The organism is Sphingopyxis sp. HIX, from assembly GCF_001468285.1.
In the GTDB taxonomy this organism is placed as follows: Bacteria; Pseudomonadota; Alphaproteobacteria; order Sphingomonadales; family Sphingomonadaceae; genus Sphingopyxis.
Genome location: NZ_LNSB01000036.1, coordinates 1 through 16,675, shown reverse-complemented (window position 1 = coordinate 16,675; position 16,675 = coordinate 1). Strand labels below are relative to the sequence as shown.

17 protein-coding genes are annotated in these 16,675 nt (G+C 67.1%); 5 read left to right on the top strand and 12 right to left on the bottom strand.

Features of this window, described 5'->3' with window-relative positions:
• Positions 1-3: 3 nt before the first annotated feature.
• Positions 4-363, top strand: a complete 360-nt coding sequence (locus ATE62_RS16375; protein ID WP_058808190.1) for an ArsR/SmtB family transcription factor — start codon at positions 4-6, stop codon at positions 361-363.
• 115 nt (positions 364-478) lie between these two features.
• Here ATE62_RS16375 and folP read toward each other — a convergent pair whose 3' ends face one another.
• From folP to glmM, 7 genes are all read right to left on the bottom strand, one after another.
• On the bottom strand, positions 479-1,609 hold the full coding sequence (folP, locus tag ATE62_RS16370; RefSeq protein ID WP_058808189.1) for a dihydropteroate synthase: 1,131 nt from the start codon (positions 1,607-1,609) through the stop codon (positions 479-481).
• The gene (locus ATE62_RS16365; protein WP_058808188.1) at positions 1,609-2,748 is read right to left on the bottom strand and encodes a site-specific DNA-methyltransferase; all 1,140 of its coding nucleotides are present in this window, start codon (positions 2,746-2,748) and stop codon (positions 1,609-1,611) included. The genes folP and ATE62_RS16365 overlap by 1 nt, the downstream gene beginning before the upstream one ends.
• A gap of 217 nt (positions 2,749-2,965) precedes the next feature.
• Complete coding sequence (locus ATE62_RS16360) at positions 2,966-3,862, bottom strand: oxidoreductase (RefSeq protein WP_058808187.1); 897 nt, start codon at positions 3,860-3,862, stop codon at positions 2,966-2,968.
• Between the two features lie 16 nt (positions 3,863-3,878).
• Positions 3,879-4,433: a ribonuclease HII gene (locus tag ATE62_RS16355; RefSeq protein WP_058808186.1), complete on the bottom strand. Its 555-nt coding sequence runs from the start codon at positions 4,431-4,433 to the stop codon at positions 3,879-3,881.
• On the bottom strand, positions 4,430-5,605 hold the full coding sequence (gene thiD, locus ATE62_RS16350) for a bifunctional hydroxymethylpyrimidine kinase/phosphomethylpyrimidine kinase (RefSeq protein ID WP_058808185.1): 1,176 nt from the start codon (positions 5,603-5,605) through the stop codon (positions 4,430-4,432). Before thiD ends, ATE62_RS16355 begins: the two co-directional genes overlap by 4 nt.
• On the bottom strand, positions 5,602-5,826 hold the full coding sequence (locus tag ATE62_RS16345) for a DUF1272 domain-containing protein (RefSeq protein WP_058808184.1): 225 nt from the start codon (positions 5,824-5,826) through the stop codon (positions 5,602-5,604). The genes thiD and ATE62_RS16345 overlap by 4 nt, the downstream gene beginning before the upstream one ends.
• Entirely contained in the window at positions 5,826-7,163 is a 1,338-nt protein-coding gene (glmM, locus tag ATE62_RS16340; protein WP_058808183.1) for a phosphoglucosamine mutase, read from the bottom strand. Before glmM ends, ATE62_RS16345 begins: the two co-directional genes overlap by 1 nt.
• 167 nt (positions 7,164-7,330) lie before the next feature.
• Here glmM and ATE62_RS16335 point away from each other — a divergent pair, with 167 nt between their 5' ends.
• Both ATE62_RS16335 and ATE62_RS16330 read left to right on the top strand, forming a co-directional pair.
• On the top strand, positions 7,331-8,581 hold the full coding sequence (locus tag ATE62_RS16335; RefSeq protein ID WP_082662859.1) for a dicarboxylate/amino acid:cation symporter: 1,251 nt from the start codon (positions 7,331-7,333) through the stop codon (positions 8,579-8,581).
• Complete coding sequence (locus ATE62_RS16330) at positions 8,578-9,573, top strand: aldo/keto reductase (RefSeq protein ID WP_058808182.1); 996 nt, start codon at positions 8,578-8,580, stop codon at positions 9,571-9,573. The genes ATE62_RS16335 and ATE62_RS16330 overlap by 4 nt, the downstream gene beginning before the upstream one ends.
• Before the next feature lie 146 nt (positions 9,574-9,719).
• On the opposite strand, the gene ATE62_RS16325 is transcribed toward ATE62_RS16330, so the two are convergent.
• From ATE62_RS16325 to ATE62_RS16305, 5 genes are read right to left on the bottom strand one after another with little or no spacing between them, the layout of a single operon-like run.
• Positions 9,720-10,223 carry a DUF1003 domain-containing protein gene (locus ATE62_RS16325; protein WP_058808181.1) on the bottom strand — a complete coding sequence of 168 codons (504 nt, stop codon included), beginning with the start codon at positions 10,221-10,223 and terminating at the stop codon, positions 9,720-9,722.
• On the bottom strand, positions 10,220-10,921 hold the full coding sequence (locus tag ATE62_RS16320) for an NnrU family protein (protein WP_058808180.1): 702 nt from the start codon (positions 10,919-10,921) through the stop codon (positions 10,220-10,222). Before ATE62_RS16320 ends, ATE62_RS16325 begins: the two co-directional genes overlap by 4 nt.
• Before the next feature lie 55 nt (positions 10,922-10,976).
• Complete coding sequence (locus tag ATE62_RS16315; protein ID WP_197411674.1) at positions 10,977-12,278, bottom strand: amidohydrolase family protein; 1,302 nt, start codon at positions 12,276-12,278, stop codon at positions 10,977-10,979.
• Positions 12,275-13,690 (bottom strand): amidohydrolase, encoded by a 1,416-nt coding sequence (locus tag ATE62_RS16310; RefSeq protein WP_058808179.1) that lies wholly within the window; start codon positions 13,688-13,690, stop codon positions 12,275-12,277. The genes ATE62_RS16315 and ATE62_RS16310 overlap by 4 nt, the downstream gene beginning before the upstream one ends.
• A 3-nt stretch (positions 13,691-13,693) precedes the next feature.
• A complete protein-coding gene (locus ATE62_RS16305; protein WP_058808178.1) occupies positions 13,694-15,277 on the bottom strand; it encodes a peptide MFS transporter in 1,584 nt (527 codons plus the stop codon).
• Positions 15,278-15,458: 181 nt separating this feature from the next.
• Here ATE62_RS16305 and ATE62_RS16300 point away from each other — a divergent pair, with 181 nt between their 5' ends.
• Together ATE62_RS16300 and ATE62_RS16295 are read left to right on the top strand one after the other, a co-directional pair.
• Positions 15,459-16,040 (top strand): nitroreductase family protein, encoded by a 582-nt coding sequence (locus ATE62_RS16300; RefSeq protein ID WP_058808223.1) that lies wholly within the window; start codon positions 15,459-15,461, stop codon positions 16,038-16,040.
• A gap of 70 nt (positions 16,041-16,110) precedes the next feature.
• Positions 16,111-16,458 carry a GntR family transcriptional regulator gene (locus ATE62_RS16295; RefSeq protein WP_058808177.1) on the top strand — a complete coding sequence of 116 codons (348 nt, stop codon included), beginning with the start codon at positions 16,111-16,113 and terminating at the stop codon, positions 16,456-16,458.
• Positions 16,459-16,675: the final 217 nt, after the last annotated feature.

Here is a 16,675-nt window from a genome sequence, read left to right as displayed (position 1 = left end):
CTGATGCACGCCTTCGATATCCTCAGCGACCCCGTACGACGGCGCATCCTCGAACTGCTCGCCGACGCCGAGCTGAGTTCGGGCGCGATCGTCGCGGTGATTTCGGACGAGTTCGGTATCTCGCAGCCCGCAGTGTCGCAGCACCTGCGCATCTTGCGCGACAGCGGCTTCGCGACCGCACGCGCGGCGGGGCGGCAGCGGCTGTATGTGGTGGCGCCAGAGCGTTTCGACGAGGTCGACGCTTGGGTCTCGCGGTTTCGGCGGACGTGGGAACCCCGGCTCGAGGCGCTGGCGACCGAGGTGGCGCGGGGGAAGAAGAAAAGGCTGTTGCAGGGGCGGATCGTTACGACGTCGAAGCTCTGACCGCTCCTAAGTCCGTTCGTGTCGAGCGAAGTCGAGACACCCCGACGCGTTGCGCGTCCCATGCGTGTCTCGACTTCGCTCGACACGAACGGGAGTGGTGGTCTGGTCTCTCCGGTCAGGCCGTCAGCGCCGCATCTCGTAGCCCGCGCCACACGCGCAGCGCCTGCCGGTTTTCGGCGATGTCGTGGACGCGGAGCAGCTGTGCGCCTTGCGCGGCTGCCTGATAGTGCAGCGCCACGGTGCCGCCGAGCCGCTGATCGGCGGGGGCTTCGTTGTCGAGCGCGCCGATCATGCGCTTGCGGCTCGCGCCGAACAGGATCGGGCAGCCCAATGTGTGGAGCAGCGCGAGGCCGTTGATCAACGCGAGATTATCGCCGACCCCCTTGCCGAAGCCGAGGCCAGGGTCGACGATGATCCTTGCCGGATCGATGCCGCCCGCGATGCACGCCGCGACGCGCTCGGCGAGCAGGTCGTAGACGTCGAAGAGAACGTGGTCGTAGCCGCCGCCCTCGTGCGGGTCGCTCTTCGCCGCGGGGGCATGCATCAGCACCACTGGGCAACCGGCGGCCGCGACGACCTCCATCGCATGGTCGTCGTAGCGCAGCGCCGAGATATCGTTGACGATCGTCGCGCCCGCGGCGAGCGCCGTCTCCATCACCGCGGCCTTGCGTGTGTCGATCGACACCGCGACGCCGCCCTTCGCGAGCCCCGACACGACGCCCTCGATCCGCTGGATCTCGTCGCCTTCCCAGATCAGCGGCGCGCCGGGGCGGGTCGATTCCCCGCCGACATCGATGATCGCCGCGCCTGCCGAGGCGAGCGCGAAGCCTGCGTCGATCGCGGCGACGCTGTCGACATGCTTGCCGCCGTCGGAAAAGCTGTCGGGGGTGACGTTGAGGATGCCCATCAATTGGGGCTCATTCAGCCGCACCACCCGCTCGCCGAGCTGGAGCGCGCCGCGCGGGCGGAGGACCCCGGCGCGCTGACGGCCCGCCATCTCGACGAGATGATCGGGCATCGCCGCGACCCAGTCGGCGAATTCGGGGACAGTGACGATGGCCGATTTGACCACGCCCGCGTCGCGCAGGCTGACGTGCCACGCGGCGAACCAGACCATCGTATCGGCGATGCGCAGGCAGGCATCATCGAGCTCGTGCGGACGATCGACGAAGCAGGTCGGGCGGCAATAGAGCCGCGCGTCGGGCGACGCGCTGCCGAGGTCGGGCTTGGTCAGTGGTGCAAACATCAGGCCTCGTTGGCCAGCAGCCAGTCCTGCCGCACCGCATCGATCACGCGCAATTTTTTGCCGTCGTCGACGTGCCAGAAGGTCCAGCCGTTGCAGCTCGGCGCGCCCTGTACACTCGCGCCGACCTTGTGGATCGAGCCCGCGGGCTGACCCTCGCATTCGAGGCTGCCATCGACGCGCACGGTCGCTTTCCAGCGGCGCTTGGTGTCGGTGAGCACCGATCCCGGCGCGATCATGCCGCATTCGACCAATGTCCCGAACGCGACGCGCGTCGCGGCCTTCGGCGCCATCATCGTCTTCACCGCGCTTTCATCGAGCGGCAGCGCCATCTCGATGCGCTCCAAGGCTGCGGCGATATAATCATCCTCGCGCTCGATGCCGATGAAGTGGCGGCCGAGGCGCTTGGCGACCGCGCCCGTCGTGCCGGTGCCAAAGAAGGGATCGAGCACCACGTCGCCGGGGTTCGAGCAGGCGAGCAGGATGCGATAGAGCAAGGCCTCGGGCTTTTGCGTCGGGTGGACCTTGTGCCCGCCCTTCTTGAGCCTTTCCTGCCCGCCGCAGATCGGGATCAGCCAGTCGCTGCGCATCTGGAGTTCGTCGTTGAGCGTCTTCATCGCGCGATAGTTGAAGGTGTAGCGCGCCTTCTCGCCCATCGACGCCCAGATGAGCGTCTCGTGCGCGTTGGTGAAGCGCGTACCCTTGAAATTGGGCATCGGGTTCGCCTTGCGCCACACGATGTCGTTGAGGATCCAATAGCCTTGATCCTGCAAAGCAGCTCCGACCCGGAAGATATTGTGATAACTGCCGATCACCCAGATGCTGCCGCCGGGTTTCAGGATGCGCTTGGCTTCCTTGAGCCAGGCATGGGTGAAACGGTCGTAGGTCGCGAGGCTGTCGAACTTGTCCCATTCGTCGTTGACCGCGTCGACCTGGCTGCCGTCCGGACGGTGGAGGTCGCCGCCGAGCTGGAGGTTGTACGGTGGGTCGGCGAAGATCATGTCGACCGACGCGGCGGGGAGGCTGCGCATCATCTCGACGCAATCGCCTTGCAGGATGCTGTCGAGCGGCAGGTCGGCCGGCGCGATCTTGGCTGCACGCTGCTTAACCGCGGGCGCCTTGACCCGTTCCATCACACCCATGTTTCGCCCCTGTTCCGCATTGAAAGAAGGCCCTGATGAGTCCGGCGGAGTCCGCCGTCAAGCCCGGGATTCTAGGGATTCCGGGTGTAACAATGGTTAACGAGATGGGAACGAAACGAGTCCCACACAGCATATGGAGTCTCTCGCGAATCGCGGACTCAACCACTGGTGGTGTGGCGAAGAGGACTCAGTCGCGAAAAAAATCCTTTGTGACGGGTCAGAGTCCGGGATCGACGCCCGTCAGTTCGACCGACCGCTCCCACAGTTCCTTCGCGAGCTTGGGGTCGCGCGCGGTGCGCGTCGCCCTTGCCGGACCCGAGCGTCCCGTGATCTCGCCGAGCCCCTGCGGCCCCAGATAGTCGCCGCCCTGCACATTCGCCCCCGTCGCGGCCTGCAAGGTCGGCCAAGCGCCCTGCGCCGCGCTGTTGAAGAAGGGCCCGGCGAGCGGCGTCATCGTGCGGAGCGGCAGCGGCAGATGGCGCGTCAGTTCGGTGAGCGCGACCCCGGGATGGCAGCCGATCGCCTGCGTCGCGCGCCCTGCAGCGCCCAGCCGCCGGTCGAGCTCGAACATATGGAGCAGGTTCGCGAGCTTGCTCGCCTGGTAGCGCGGCCATTTATGATAGCTGCGGCGCGCCGACAGGTCGCTGAAGTCGATCGCGCCGTCCTTGTGCGCGATACTGCTCGTGATCACGATACGGTCGTCGACATGGGGGTGGATGAGGCCGGTGAAGGCGAAGGTGCCGAGGTGGTTGACCCCGAATTGCAGCTCATAGCCTTGCTTCGTGAGCGTCTTGGGCGGGATCATCACCCCGGCATTGTTGATCAGCACGTCGATCCGCGGCCCGGCGAGCACCGCCTGCGCCGTATCCTTCACCCGATCGAGATCGGCGAGGTCTAGCGGCTGGAACGACAGGTCGGCCGCGGGCACATCGGCGCGGATCCGGTGCATCGCCGCCTCAGCCTTGTCGGCGTCGCGGCACGCCAGCACGACATGTGCGCCACGCGCCGCGAGCACGCGCGTGACTTCGAACCCCAGCCCGGCATTGGCACCGGTGACAAGGAAGCGGCGGCCCGTCTGCGCGCCGACGTCGTCGGCCGTGAACCCGCTGCGCATCGCCGTCTCCCCTTGATCAGACCAGCTGCATTTGTGCGACCGGGGCAAAACTGGTCCGATGGAGCGGCGTGGGGCCGTGCTGGCGCAGCGCCGCGAGATGGTGGGCGGTACCATAACCCATGTTGGTTTCCCAGCCGAAGTGCGGAAAATCGCGCGCCGCCGCGACCATGAAGCGGTCGCGATGCTCCTTGGCGAGGATCGACGCCGCCGAAATGCACGCGTGCGACGCGTCGCCGCCGATGATCGCGCGCGCGGTGTAGCGCCAGCGCGGCAACCGATTGCCGTCGACGAGCACTTCGGCGGGCTCGACGCCGAGCGCCTCGACCGCGCGCGTCATCGCGAGGAAGGTCGCCTGCAATATGTTGATGCGGTCGATCTCGGCGACGCTCGCCTCGCCGACGCCCCAGCGGCAACGCGCCTTGATCTCGATCTCGAGCTCGCCGCGGCGCTTGGCGGTCAGCTTCTTGCTGTCGTCGAGGCCGAGGATGCCCCCCTCGCAGAGCAGCACCGCCGCCGCGACGACCGGCCCCGCGAGCGGCCCGCGCCCGGCTTCGTCGACACCGACGATCATATGCGCCACGGCGGATATCTCCGATATTCGCCCGCCTGATACAGGCACAGCAGGTTGCCCGCGGGATCGGTCAGCCTCGCCTCGCGCCAGCCCCAGTCCTCGTCGGCGGGCATCTGGTCGAAGCGCACGCCGCGGCGCGCGAGATAGGCAACCCACGCGTCGAGCGCCCCGCTCTCCAGATAGACGGTCGCGCCGCCCGCCGCGCCGTTGCCGACATGGATCGACAAGGTCACGCCGTTCACAGCCTCGAAGCGCGCATAACCATTGCCGGGGCTGTCGACGATCTGCGTCAGCCCCATCTGCTTGTAGAAGGCGACCGAAGCCGCATAGTCGCTCGCGGGCAAGGTGATCTGGTTGAGCGCGGGGCCGGTAAACAGGCCGTCGTTGCGCACCGCCTGCTGCCCCATCGGGCCATGCCCCTGCCCCAGCCCCGGCGCGTCGAGCAAAGACAGCCGCACGAAATCGCGCGCGCGCGCCACTGCGGGCTCGAGCGGCATGCCCTGCGCCAGCCCCGCGGCGATCGCGCTCGCCAGCGTGCAGCCGGTGCCATGGGTGCTGCGCGTGTCGATGCGCGGCGCCTCCCACAGCGCGATCGTGCCATGTTCGGTGACCAGCCGGTCGGTGATCGTCTCGCCCGCGCCATGCCCGCCTTTGACCAGCACCGCCGCGTTGACCTTTTGCGCATAGGCCACCGCCTCGCCCTCGATCGCGTCGTCGGCAAGGTTTACCCGGCCGCACAGCGCGGCGAGTTCGGGCAGGTTCGGCGTCACGACGGTGCTCAGATTGGCGAGCAATTCCATAGCATCGATGGTCTTCGGATCGGCGAGCACCGCGCCGCTCGTCGCGATCATCACGGGGTCGAAGACGAAGGCCTCGCCATAGACGCCGGAGATCATCTCCTCGGCGACCGCCATCGCATTGTCGGCGCCGCCGAGCATGCCGATCTTGACCGCATCGGCCCCGATATCCTCGGCGACGCTGCGCATCTGCTGCGTCACCATCTCGGTCGGGATCGCGTGGACGGCCTCGACGCCCAGCGTATTCTGCGCGGTGATCGCGGTGATCGCGGTCATCGCATGGCCGCCGAGCATCGTGACCGTCTTGATATCGGCCTGGATTCCCGCCCCGCCCCCGCTGTCGGAGCCGGCGACGATCAGGACGCGTGCGGTCAACGCTTGAACTTCCGCTCCGTCGAGGCGGGGAATTTATGCAGCGCCGCGCCTTCGCGCAGCGGCCGGTCGAGCAGGTCGCCGCCGCAATTGGGACAACGCTCGTCGAGCCGGTCGGCGCAATTGGCGCAGAAGGTGCACTCGAACGAGCAGATGAACGCGCCGTGCACGTCGGCGGGCAGATCCTTGCCGCATTTTTCGCAATCGGGACGCATTTCCAACATTAACTTACTGCCTTTCTGACCGCGTCGCAGATGCTGTCGACGACGCTTTCGACCTGGGATGCGTCATCGCCTTCGGCCATGACGCGGATGAGGGGTTCGGTGCCCGAGGCACGGATCACGAGGCGCCCGCGCCCCGCGAGCGCGGCTTCGCCTTCGGCGATCGCCGCCTGCACTTGGCGATCGTCGAGCGGCGCGCCGCCCGCGAAACGCACATTCTTCAGGAGCTGCGGCACCGGATCGAACTGGTGGAGCAATTCGCTCGCGGGCTTGCCCGAGGCGACCAACTCGGCGAGCAGCTGCAGACCCGCGAGCGTGCCGTCGCCGGTGGTGGCGTGGTCCGAGAGGATCATATGCCCCGACTGCTCGCCGCCGACGTTGAAGCCGCCGGTCTTCATGCGTTCGAGGACATAGCGGTCGCCGACCTTGGTGCGCTCGAGCGTCAGCCCCTGCCCTTGCAGGAAGCGTTCGAGGCCAAGGTTCGACATCACCGTCGCGACGACACCGCCGCCCTTGAGCCGGCCCTGCCGCGCCCAGCTCGCGCCGATCGTCGCCATGATCTGGTCGCCGTCGACGATCGCGCCCTTCTCGTCGACCACGATCAGCCGGTCGGCGTCGCCGTCGAGCGCGATGCCGATATCGGCGCCGCTGGCGACCACCGTTTCCTGCAAGAGGCCCGGCGAGGTCGATCCGCATTTGTCGTTGATGTTGATGCCGTTGGGGGTGACGCCGATCGCGACGACGTCGGCGCCCAGCTCCCAGAATACCGTCGGCGCGCTGTTGTAGGCGGCGCCATTGGCGCAATCGAGCACGATCTTGAGCCCGTCGAGCCGCACCGATTCGGGCAGGCTCTGCTTCACCGCGTGGATATAGCGTCCGCGCGCGTCGTCGATGCGCTTGGCGCGGCCGATCTGCGCAGGTTCGGCGAGCCTGGGCTCGCTCGCGAGCAGCAGTTCGATCTGCGCCTCGTCGGCGTCGGACAGCTTGTAGCCGTCGGGACCGAACAGCTTGATGCCATTGTCATAATAGGGATTGTGGCTCGCCGAGAGCATGACGCCGAGGTCGGCGCGCATCGAGCGCGTCAGCATCGCGATCGCCGGAGTGGGCATCGGCCCGACCTGTACCACATCCATGCCCACGCTGGTGAAGCCCGCGACCAGCGCGTTTTCGAGCATATAGCCCGAAAGCCGCGTGTCCTTGCCGATCACGACGCGATGCTTGTGCTGCCCGCGCAGGAAATGCGCGCCCGCCGCCATGCCGACGCGCATCGCGACCTCGACGGTCATCGGGATCTGGTTGGTCAGCCCGCGGATGCCGTCGGTGCCGAAAAACTTGCGCATGCCACCTCTGCTCAATAAGCCGGAGCGACCTACCCCGACGTCCAAGGGATGGCCCTCGCGGAGCACTTCCCGGCCCAAAAACCGGTTCCCGTTTCTGATGGGAGGTGCTCTAAGTCACCCATATTTGCTTGGCAAGCAGGCCATAAGAAACGCCGGGAGAATCCAACTTGAAATCCGCCTGGTTCATCCTTTCGGCGCTGGTCGCCGGCATGCTGCTGGGGATCGCGATCGAGAGCGTGTCGCTCGATACCGCGACCGCCATCCTGCCCTTCGTCGAACCGATCGGCCTACTCTGGCTCAACGCGCTCAAGATGACGATCGTGCCGCTGGTCGTCGCGCTTTTGATCACCGGCATCACCGCGACCGCCGACGCCGCGCGCGCGGGCCGGCTCGCGGCGCGGTCGGTGGCGATCTTCCTCGGCGCGATCTTCCTCTCGGGGCTGATGTCGGTGCTGATGACGCCACTGCTGCTCAAGCTCTTCCCGCTCTCGGCGAGCGCCGCCGAGGCGCTGCGCCACGGGCTCGGCGGCACGGCCGAGGCAGGGCCTTCGCCGACCTTCGGCGACTTCCTGCTCTCGCTGATCCCGACCAACCCGATCGCCGCCGCAGCCGAGACCGCGATCCTGCCGCTGATCGTCTTCACGACGATCTTCGCCTTCGCGATCACCAAGCTCGAGGCGCCGCAGCGCGCAACCTTGTCGGGGCTGTTCAAGGCGCTGGGCGACGCGATGCTGATCGTCATCGGCTGGGTGCTCGCGCTCGCGCCGATTGGCGTCTTCGCGCTCGGCTATGCGCTCGCGGTCAAGGCGGGGGTCGCGGCGTTCGGCGGACTGATTCATTATGTGCTGATCCTGGTCGGGATCGGCATCTGCTGCCTCATCCTCGGCCTTTTGCTCGCCTGGTTCGTGGTCGGCATCGCGCCGCCGCGCTTCCTGCGCGCGATGGTGCCGACGCTGGCGGTCGCGGTCAGCACGCAAAGCTCGCTCGCGAGCCTGCCCGCAATGCTCAAATCGTCGGAGGAGCTCGGCGTCGATCCGAAAAAGGCCGATATCGTGCTGCCGCTCGCGGTCGCGCTGTTCCGTTTCACCAGCCCGGCGTTCAATCTGGCGGTCGTCATCTATGTCGCCTGGCTGTTCGGCATCGAACTGACGCCGTGGGAGATGGCGGTCGGGCTCGGCGTCGCGATGGCGGCGGCGCTGTCGTCGGTCAGCCTGCCCGGGTCGATCAGCTTCGTGACCTCGATCGCGCCGATCGCGGTGTCGATGGGGGTGCCCGTCGCGCCGCTCGGGCTGCTCGTCGCGGTCGAGACCTTCCCCGACATCTTCCGGACCCTCGGCAATGTCATCGGCGACGTCGCCGCCACCAAATATGCCGCCGACGGCGTCGGCGACGAGAAACCCGCAGGAGAGACGCCATGAAATATCGCACGCTCGGCCACGGCCTCCAAGTGTCCGCCATCGGCATCGGCTGCATGCCGATGATCAAGGGCGGCAACATCCTCTATGGCGAAGCCGCCGACCTCGACGAATCGACCGCGACGATCCACCGCGCGATCGACCTTGGCGTCACCTTTTTCGACACCGCGCAAATCTACGGCCCGTTCAGCAACGAGGAGCTGCTCGGCGCGGCGATCAAGGGCAAGCGCGACGGGCTGGTCATCGCGACGAAGTTCGGATTCAAGTTCGACGGCAACCAGATCGTCGGGGTCGACGGCTCGCCCGAAAATGCGCGCCGCGCGTGCGAAGGCTCGCTCCAGCGGCTCGGCATCGACACGATCGACCTCTTCTACCAGCACCGCGTCGATCCCTCGATCGCGATCGAGGAAGTCGTCGGCGGGATGATGGAACTCGTCGCCGAAGGCAAGGTGCGCCACATCGCGCTGTCCGAAGCCGGGCCCGAGACGATCCGCCGCGCCGCCAAGGCCGCACCGATCACCGCGCTGCAGAGCGAATATTCGATCTGGGAACGCGATGTGGAGGAGGAAATCCTGGGCGCGTGCCGCGAGAATGGCATCGGCTTCGTCCCCTATTCGCCGCTCGGCCGCGGCTTCCTCGCGGGCACGATCCGCAGCCGCGACGAGCTCGCCGAGACCGACTGGCGCCGCAACGACCCGCGCTACAGCGAGGAAAACCTCCCCGCCAACCTCGCGATCGTCGACGCGATCGCCGGGGTGGCAGCGAAGCATGGCGTGTCGAACGCGCAGGTCGCGCTCGCGTGGCTGCTCGCGCAGGGCGACGACATCGTCCCCATCCCCGGCACCAAGCGCCGCGTCACGATGGAGGACAGCGTGGCGGCGGCCCAGGTGGTGCTGGATGCCGACGATCTGGAGGCAATCGACGCCGCGGCGCCGATGGGCGGCACCAGCGGGCCGCGCTACGGCGAAATGGGCATGCGGATGGTGCGGTTGTGAGCTAATCCTCCCTGTCGCGAAGCGATGGGAGGGTGGCAGCGGCGGAGCCGCTGACGGAGGGGCGATGGCGCAACGTCGCGGCCCCTCCACCACCGCTTCGCGGCGGTCCCCCTCCCCACCGCTTCGCCGCAGGGAGGATTATCCGGCTATTTGCCCAACCCCTCGACCTTTTCCGTCAGCACATCGATCTTGTGGTGCAGCCGCATGATCTCCAGCTCCGCGCGCAGGTTGATCTCGTAATCGAGGCTCGCCGCCAGCCGGTCCTTCGCGGCGGCGCGATTCTGGCTCATCATGATGATCGGCGCCTGCACCGCCGCCAGCGTCGAAAGCATCAGGTTCAAAAAGATGAATGGATAGGGGTCGAAAGCAAGCCCGAAGCGCTCGAGCACTTCCGAATTGAGCAGCATCCACGCCAGCAGCACGAGCGTGAAGACGATGATGAAGCCCCAAGAGCCGCCCACCGCCGCTACGCGGTCGGCGAGGCGGTCGCCGACGCTCGCCTGCGCGTCGTCGAGATCGGCGGCGTCGCGGCTGGTCGGCGCGCGCTCGGCGATCGCGTGGAGGACGCGGCTTTCTTCGGGATCGAGCGCGTCGACATGCTTGCCCAAGAGCCGCAGCGACAGGTCGGCGAGATGCGTCTCGCCGTTCATCCGACCCAGCGCCAGATGCCCGCGACCATATAACCGAGCGCGCCATGCGCCCAGGTCGCCGCGACCCACAGCACGATTCCACCAAGCAGCGCGTGCGGCCGCGGGATCGCATCGACCCACGAGCCGCGTCCGCCGAGTTGCCGCGCGAAGGGGAAAAAACTCGTCCGCGCCGCCCAATGACGCCAGGCGTCGCCCATCAGCCGCGCCTTCTTGATGTCCTGCCCGGCCGATCCGGCGAGCGCGAGAAAGGCGATGATCGCCGAAAGCACGATCTGCCCCGGCGTCGGCACCACCAGCGCGTGCGCGAGCGCCCATAGCGAAAAGCCCCACATCATCGGGTGGCGCGTGATCGCGAACACCCCGCGCGGCGCGCCCTGCGCGGCCGCCGCGGCGTTCGTCGCGGGCAAGGCCGGATTGCCGATCAACGAGCCCATGAACAGGATGCTCGCGAGCAGCACGATGACCGTCGCAAAGATCCAGAGGCCGTCGCCAACCGCCCAGAGCGGCGGCTCGGGCGGCATGCCGCGCCAAGCCTGGACGAGCATGATGAAGGTCGCGATCGCGACGATCGAATAGACGATCTGGAACGCCCGCTCGCCCATCCGGCCGGCGAGCGGAGCGCGGAGCGGATGCGACAGCGCGAAATGCGTGCCGACGAACAGCGCGCCCGTGACGATTAGCAGCGACATCGGTTGCATGGAGCGACTCCCTCTCCTTCTCCCCGGTCCGCCGCTTGGTCGTCAGGTGCGGGCCTTACCTGTCATACGCCTTGGGTAGCACACCTTCCGCCGGGTTCGCATAACGATCGCGCAGGCGGTCCTGCCGCGTGACCAGCGACTGGCGCTTGCCGTCGATCCACAGCATCGCCGGGCGGCTGCCCAGTTCGAGCGGATCATTGTCCCAGATCACGACGTCGCCGACGCGGCCCGGACGCAGCGAACCGATGCTGGCGTCCATGCCGACCGCGCGCGCGGGGGCGCTGCTGATCGCGGCGAAGGCCTGGTCCCAGCTGAGGCCGCTCGCGCCCGGCAGCTTCGTCAGCGCCACCAGATTGCCCGCATATTGCGTCGCATAGCCCATCTTGTGCGCGTCATCGTCGTCGAACACCCCGACCGACACCGACACCCCCGCGGCCGCAAGGCGCCCGGCGTTCGACTGGGTCGCGCCCAATTGCTCGAAGCTCGACGGCAGGTCGGTGAGCGGCGACACCAGCACCGGCACGCGCGCCGCGGCGATGTCGCCGGCGACCAGCCAGCCCTCGGTCGCGCCGACGAGCACCAGCTTCAGCGCCGGGAACTCGGTCTTGAGCTTGAGGACGTTGAGGATGTCGGTCGCGCGGTCGACGCGCACGAACAGCGGCGTCGTCCCGTCGATCACGCGCACCAGCGCATCGGCGTCGGCGCGCTGGATCAGCGCGTCGCTGCCCCATTCGGCGAACGTCGCGGGATTGCGCGCGTAGCTGCGCGCTGCCAGCAACTGCTCGCGGAACAGCAGGAACAGCGCGGCGCGGCTGCCGCCGGCCTTCGCCGAACCGTCCTCGCCGAACGCCACATACTGCAGCGCGCGGGGCCTGGTCACCATATCATTGTCGTCGGCGAGGTCGACCACCGCGCCCTGCCCGGCGAACAGGCTGCCGCTCGACCCCGGCGCGACAATCGCGCGAGTGACGCCGTCGGCGCGGTTCACCGCGACGGGCGAGCCCATCGGGTTCAATGCGGGCGCGATGTCGAGCCCCGCCGAAAAGCGCGACTTGGTCGCCGAGCGGTCGTTGGTGCCCGAAACGGCGTCGACCTCGGTCAGGCCGACGCGGCTGAACGCCGCGACGATGCCGGGGGTGACCCAGCGGCCGCCCGCGTCGACGCGTTCGACTCCTGCCGGGATTGCCACGCCGGCCCCGGCCGCGACGACCTTGCCGCCGCGCACGACGACGGTGCCGCCGTCGACCGGCGCGCTGCCGTCGCCGATGACGAGCTTGGCATTGACGATCGCGATGTCCTGCGCCGCGGCGGGAAGTGCGATCAGCGCGGCGGCCGAAAGGAGGAGCGCGCGCATCATTTCACATCCCCTTCGCCCGGCTGCCCCAGCTCGAAATCGCTCACCGGCCGCCGTTTGGGGTCCATCGCGTCGAACATCATCGCACCGTCGATCCACACTTTCTCGGGCCGCGAATAGACGCTGAACGGGTTGCCGTTCCACAGCACGACGTCGGCCATCTTGCCGGGCTTCAGGCTGCCGGTCTTGTCGGCGATGCCCAGCGCCTTCGCGGGATTGTAGGACAGCCAGGTCCACGCCTGCTCGTCGCTGACGTCGATCCCCATGCGGTGCCCCGCGGCGCGCGCCTTGGCGGCCTCCTGGTTCAGCCGCTGGATCTGGTTGGCGTCGTCCGAGTGGACGATCGTGCAGGCGCCCGCCTTGTACACCAGCGGGATATTCTCCTTGACCGAGTCATAGGCTTCCATCTTGAAGCCCCACCAGTCGGCCCACATCGCCGAGCAGATACCTTCCTTGGCGAGCAGGTCGGCGATCTTGTAGCTTTCGACCGCGTGGTGGAAGGTCGAGACCTTGTAGCCGAACTCCTTCGACATATCGATGACGAGCGCCATCTCGTCGGCGCGGTAGCAATGATTGTGGACGAGGATTTCGCCCGACAAGACACCGGCGAGCGTCTCCATCGCAAGGTCGCGGTCGACGGCTTTCCCGTCGTCCATCTTCTTCTTGTACGCCGCCGCCTTCTGCCAGGTCGCGCGGTTGACCGCGAAATTGCCCATGCGGGTCGAGGGCATGCGCCCCTTGCCGCCGTAGACGCGCTTGGGGTTCTCGCCGCACGCCATTTTGAGGCCATAGGGCGCGCCTGGGAATTTCATCCCCTGCACGGTGCGCGAGGGCACATTCTTGAGCGTGATCGAGCGCCCGCCCATCAGGTTCGCGCTGCCGGGCAGAATCTGGAGCGAAGTCACGCCGCCGTTCGCCAGCGCGCGGCTGAACCCAGGGTCCTGCGGCCAGACGCTGTGCTCGGACCAGACTTCGGGCGTCGTCGGCGAGGTCGCCTCGTTGCCGTCCGAATGCGCATCGACGCTGGGGCTGGGATAGTCGCCGAGGTGGCTGTGGATGTCGATGACCCCGGGGGTGAGGAACTTGCCCGTGCCGTCGATGACGTCGGCATCGGTCGGCAGTTCCATGTCGGGGCCGCCGATGCGATCGACTTTGCCGCTCGACATGACGATCGACCCATTGTCGATCCGCCCGCCCTCGCCGTCGAAGATGGTGACGCCCTTCACGACGGTCAGCCGCGTCGGATATCCCTTGTAGGTCGACGGATAGGGATCCTTGTCGAACTTCACCGGCTTTTCGGATTTCTCCGACGCCGGCTTGCTGCTCGCCGTTTCCACCTCGCCGCCATTCGCGGTGCAACCCGCGAACGCCAGCGATGCCGCGGCCAAAAGGCCGGCTTTCACGCCCCGGATCATGCTTCAGCCTTTCGTCAGGTCGGGATGGACGCCCGCGGCCTGCGGCTCGCCGAGTTCCTTTTGGCCGGGCAGATCCTCGGTATCGCGCAGCGTGTCGAGGTGCATCAGCTTCTTGATCAGCGGCGACACGACGATCACGAGGATACCGAAGCCGACCGCCCAGAGGCCGATCGTCTGATAGACGTCGAGCACGAGCGCCTTGCCCGCGCCTTCGCCGCTCGCCTTTTCCGACCCCGTCGCCGCCGCGATCAGGCCTGCGGCGAAATTGCCGGTGGCCGATGCGAAGAACCAGGTGCCCATGATCAGCGATGCCATATGCGCCGGCGCCAGCCGGTTCATCGCGCTGAGGCCGACGGGCGACAGGCAGAGTTCGCCGGTCGTGTGGAGGAGGTAGATCAGGAAGATGAAGAGCACGGGCGTGGCATTCCCCATGCCCGCGGCTTCGGCACCCCATTTGAGGACGAAGAAGCCGAGCCCGAGCTGCAGCATCGCAAGGCCGAATTTGGCGGGCGCCGAAGGCTCCCACCCGCGGCGGCCGAGCCAGGTCCACAGCGCCGCGAACAGCGGCGCGAAAAGGACGATATAGCCGGCGTTGAGCGACTGGAAGACCGACGCCGGAACCCCCGCACGGTCGACATAGCGGTCGGCAAAGAGGTTGAGCGACGACCCCGCTTGTTCGAACAGGGCCCAGAAGAGGATCGAGCCGAGGATCAGGAACATCGCGGCAAAGATGCGGTCGCGGTCCTGCGACGGCAGCTTCACCACCGCGGTGAACACCACATAGGCGACGAGGATCGCGCCGGCGACGCCGAGCAACGTCCCGACGATCGCCTGATTCTGCACCAGCCACCAGCAGACGGCGACGGCGACGAGGCCGACGATGTAGAGCAGCCATTCGAACTTGATGCCCATGACGGGCGCGGCGAGTTTCGCCGGATCCTCGGGTTCACCGCGGCCGAGCAGCAGCGGCTTGCCCCAGATGAAGACGATCAGGCCGAGCAGCATGCCGACGCCCGCGGCGCCGAAGCCATAGGACCAGCCATAGACCTCGCCCAGATAGCCGCAGAGCAGCGAGCCGAGGAAGGCGCCGAGGTTAATCCCCATGTAGAAGATCGTGTAGGCACCGTCGCGGCGCACGTCGGTGCGCGGATAGAGCTGGCCGACGATCACCGAGATATTGGCTTTCAGGAAACCCGAGCCGACGATGATGAAGGCCAGCGCCAGCCAGAAGATGTTCAGGCTGGCCGGATCCTGTCCGCCGTCGCCCTCGAACCCCATGATGAAATGGCCGAATGTGAGCAGGACGGCGCCATAGGTGACCGCCTTTCGCTGCCCCAGCCAGCGATCCGCGAGATAGCCACCGAGAACGGGGGTGATATAGACCAGCGCGGTATAGGCGCCGTAGATGACCCCCGCCGGCCCATCGTCGAAAAGCCAGTGCTTGGTGAGGTAGAAAATCAGCAGCGCGCGCATGCCGTAATAGGAGAAACGCTCCCACATCTCGGCGAAAAACAGAACGAAAAGGCCCTTCGGATGGCCGAGAATCGTCCCGGCGGCATCCCCGTGCTGGGCATAGGCTTTGGTCATGGCGACCCTTCCCTGGGTATGATGTTGGTCCCGAAAACGGGACAGATGGCCGCAACCTAGCGCGAAAATTGCGTATGGGAAGAATCTAATTGCGCGCGAAACCAATCGCGATCGGGCCGAATCTTGTTGCGAATCACTCGCAACACTTGCGCCGGCGCGCCGAAAGCGCCACATGGCGCGCATGTTCAACGACACCTCCTCGCTCCTCGCCCATCTCGCCACCCGCCGCTCGGGCAAGGCGCGCGACATGGTCGCGCCCGGCCCCGATGCTGCGCAGCTTCACGACGTCATCGCGCTCGCGCTGCGCACCCCCGACCATGGCAAGCTTGCCCCTTGGCGGATCGTCACGGTGGCGGACGATCAGCGCGAGGCCTTCGCGACCTTGCTCAAGGAAGCATGGGTGAAGGAGAACCCCGGCGCCGCCGGCCTCGACCTGTCGGCGCTCGACCAGTTCGCGCATCAGGCGCCCACCCTGCTCGTGCTGCTCTCGACGCCCGTCGCGGGCGCCAAAATTCCGGTTTGGGAGCAGCAGATGTCGGCGGGCGCGGTGGGCATGAACCTGCTCCACGCCACGCATGCGCACGGCTTCGTCGGCAGCTGGCTCACCGGCTGGGCGGCCTATTCGCCCGACGTCGCCGCGGCGTTCGGCGCGCGCGAGGGCGACACGATCGTCGGCTATTTCTTCCTTGGTACCGCGGGCGCGCCCCTCTCCGAACGGCCGCGGCCCGAATATGACGAGGTGGTCCGCAGCTGGGACATTTAGTTACAAAGGAAAGCTTACATCGCTAACTTTGTGATTTGACTGTGCTGCTGTCTTATGGCATTAAGGCGCCATGCTCGACCAGTCCAAACCCGTGTACCAGCGTCTGCGCGACGTGATCGCCAACGCCATCCTCGACGGCACCTTCGCGGACGGGGACATGCTCCCGTCGGTGCGCAGCCTCGCCGCCGACGAGGGCGCCAACCCGCTCACCGTCGCCAAGGCCTATCAGACCTTCCAGGACGAGGGGCTGGTGACGGTCAAGCGCGGCGTCGGCATGTTCGTCGCCGACGGCGCGACCGAGCGGCTGCGCACGCTGATGCGCGAGGATTTCCTGGCGAATGTCTGGCCCCCCGTCGCCGACCAGATGCGCCGCATCGGGCTGGATGCGCGGACCTTGCTGGATCTGACCGAGGCCTGATCCCGGCCATCGCGCGGATTATTTCGCGCAAAGACGCAAAGACACGAAGATGATCGCGCCGGCAGGCGCCTTCAGTTTCCTTGCCAGACCTTCATCTGGATCAAGGGCTTCGCCCGAAGCCTAGGTTGATTCGACATTCAGGCCCAGAAGCGGATTGATGCGAGATAGAGGCTGGCCAGGTAGTTTGCGGGGAGCCTGTCATATCTGGTCGCGATGC

Coding starts and splice junctions, on each gene's coding strand:
- ATE62_RS16355 (WP_058808186.1), bottom strand. CDS start 4,433: ATGATCGTCGGTGTCGACGAAGCCGGGCGCGGGCCGCTCGCGGGGCCG.
- ATE62_RS16305 (WP_058808178.1), bottom strand. CDS start 15,277: ATGACCAAAGCCTATGCCCAGCACGGGGATGCCGCCGGGACGATTCTC.
- ATE62_RS16330 (WP_058808182.1), top strand. CDS start 8,578: ATGAAATATCGCACGCTCGGCCACGGCCTCCAAGTGTCCGCCATCGGC.
- ATE62_RS16320 (WP_058808180.1), bottom strand. CDS start 10,921: ATGCAACCGATGTCGCTGCTAATCGTCACGGGCGCGCTGTTCGTCGGC.
- glmM (WP_058808183.1), bottom strand. CDS start 7,163: ATGCGCAAGTTTTTCGGCACCGACGGCATCCGCGGGCTGACCAACCAG.
- ATE62_RS16365 (WP_058808188.1), bottom strand. CDS start 2,748: ATGGGTGTGATGGAACGGGTCAAGGCGCCCGCGGTTAAGCAGCGTGCA.
- ATE62_RS16325 (WP_058808181.1), bottom strand. CDS start 10,223: ATGAACGGCGAGACGCATCTCGCCGACCTGTCGCTGCGGCTCTTGGGC.
- ATE62_RS16345 (WP_058808184.1), bottom strand. CDS start 5,826: ATGTTGGAAATGCGTCCCGATTGCGAAAAATGCGGCAAGGATCTGCCC.
- ATE62_RS16315 (WP_197411674.1), bottom strand. CDS start 12,278: ATGATGCGCGCGCTCCTCCTTTCGGCCGCCGCGCTGATCGCACTTCCC.
- ATE62_RS16295 (WP_058808177.1), top strand. CDS start 16,111: ATGCTCGACCAGTCCAAACCCGTGTACCAGCGTCTGCGCGACGTGATC.
- ATE62_RS16300 (WP_058808223.1), top strand. CDS start 15,459: ATGTTCAACGACACCTCCTCGCTCCTCGCCCATCTCGCCACCCGCCGC.
- ATE62_RS16360 (WP_058808187.1), bottom strand. CDS start 3,862: ATGCGCAGCGGGTTCACGGCCGACGACGTCGGCGCGCAGACGGGCCGC.
- folP (WP_058808189.1), bottom strand. CDS start 1,609: ATGTTTGCACCACTGACCAAGCCCGACCTCGGCAGCGCGTCGCCCGAC.
- ATE62_RS16310 (WP_058808179.1), bottom strand. CDS start 13,690: ATGATCCGGGGCGTGAAAGCCGGCCTTTTGGCCGCGGCATCGCTGGCG.
- ATE62_RS16375 (WP_058808190.1), top strand. CDS start 4: ATGCACGCCTTCGATATCCTCAGCGACCCCGTACGACGGCGCATCCTC.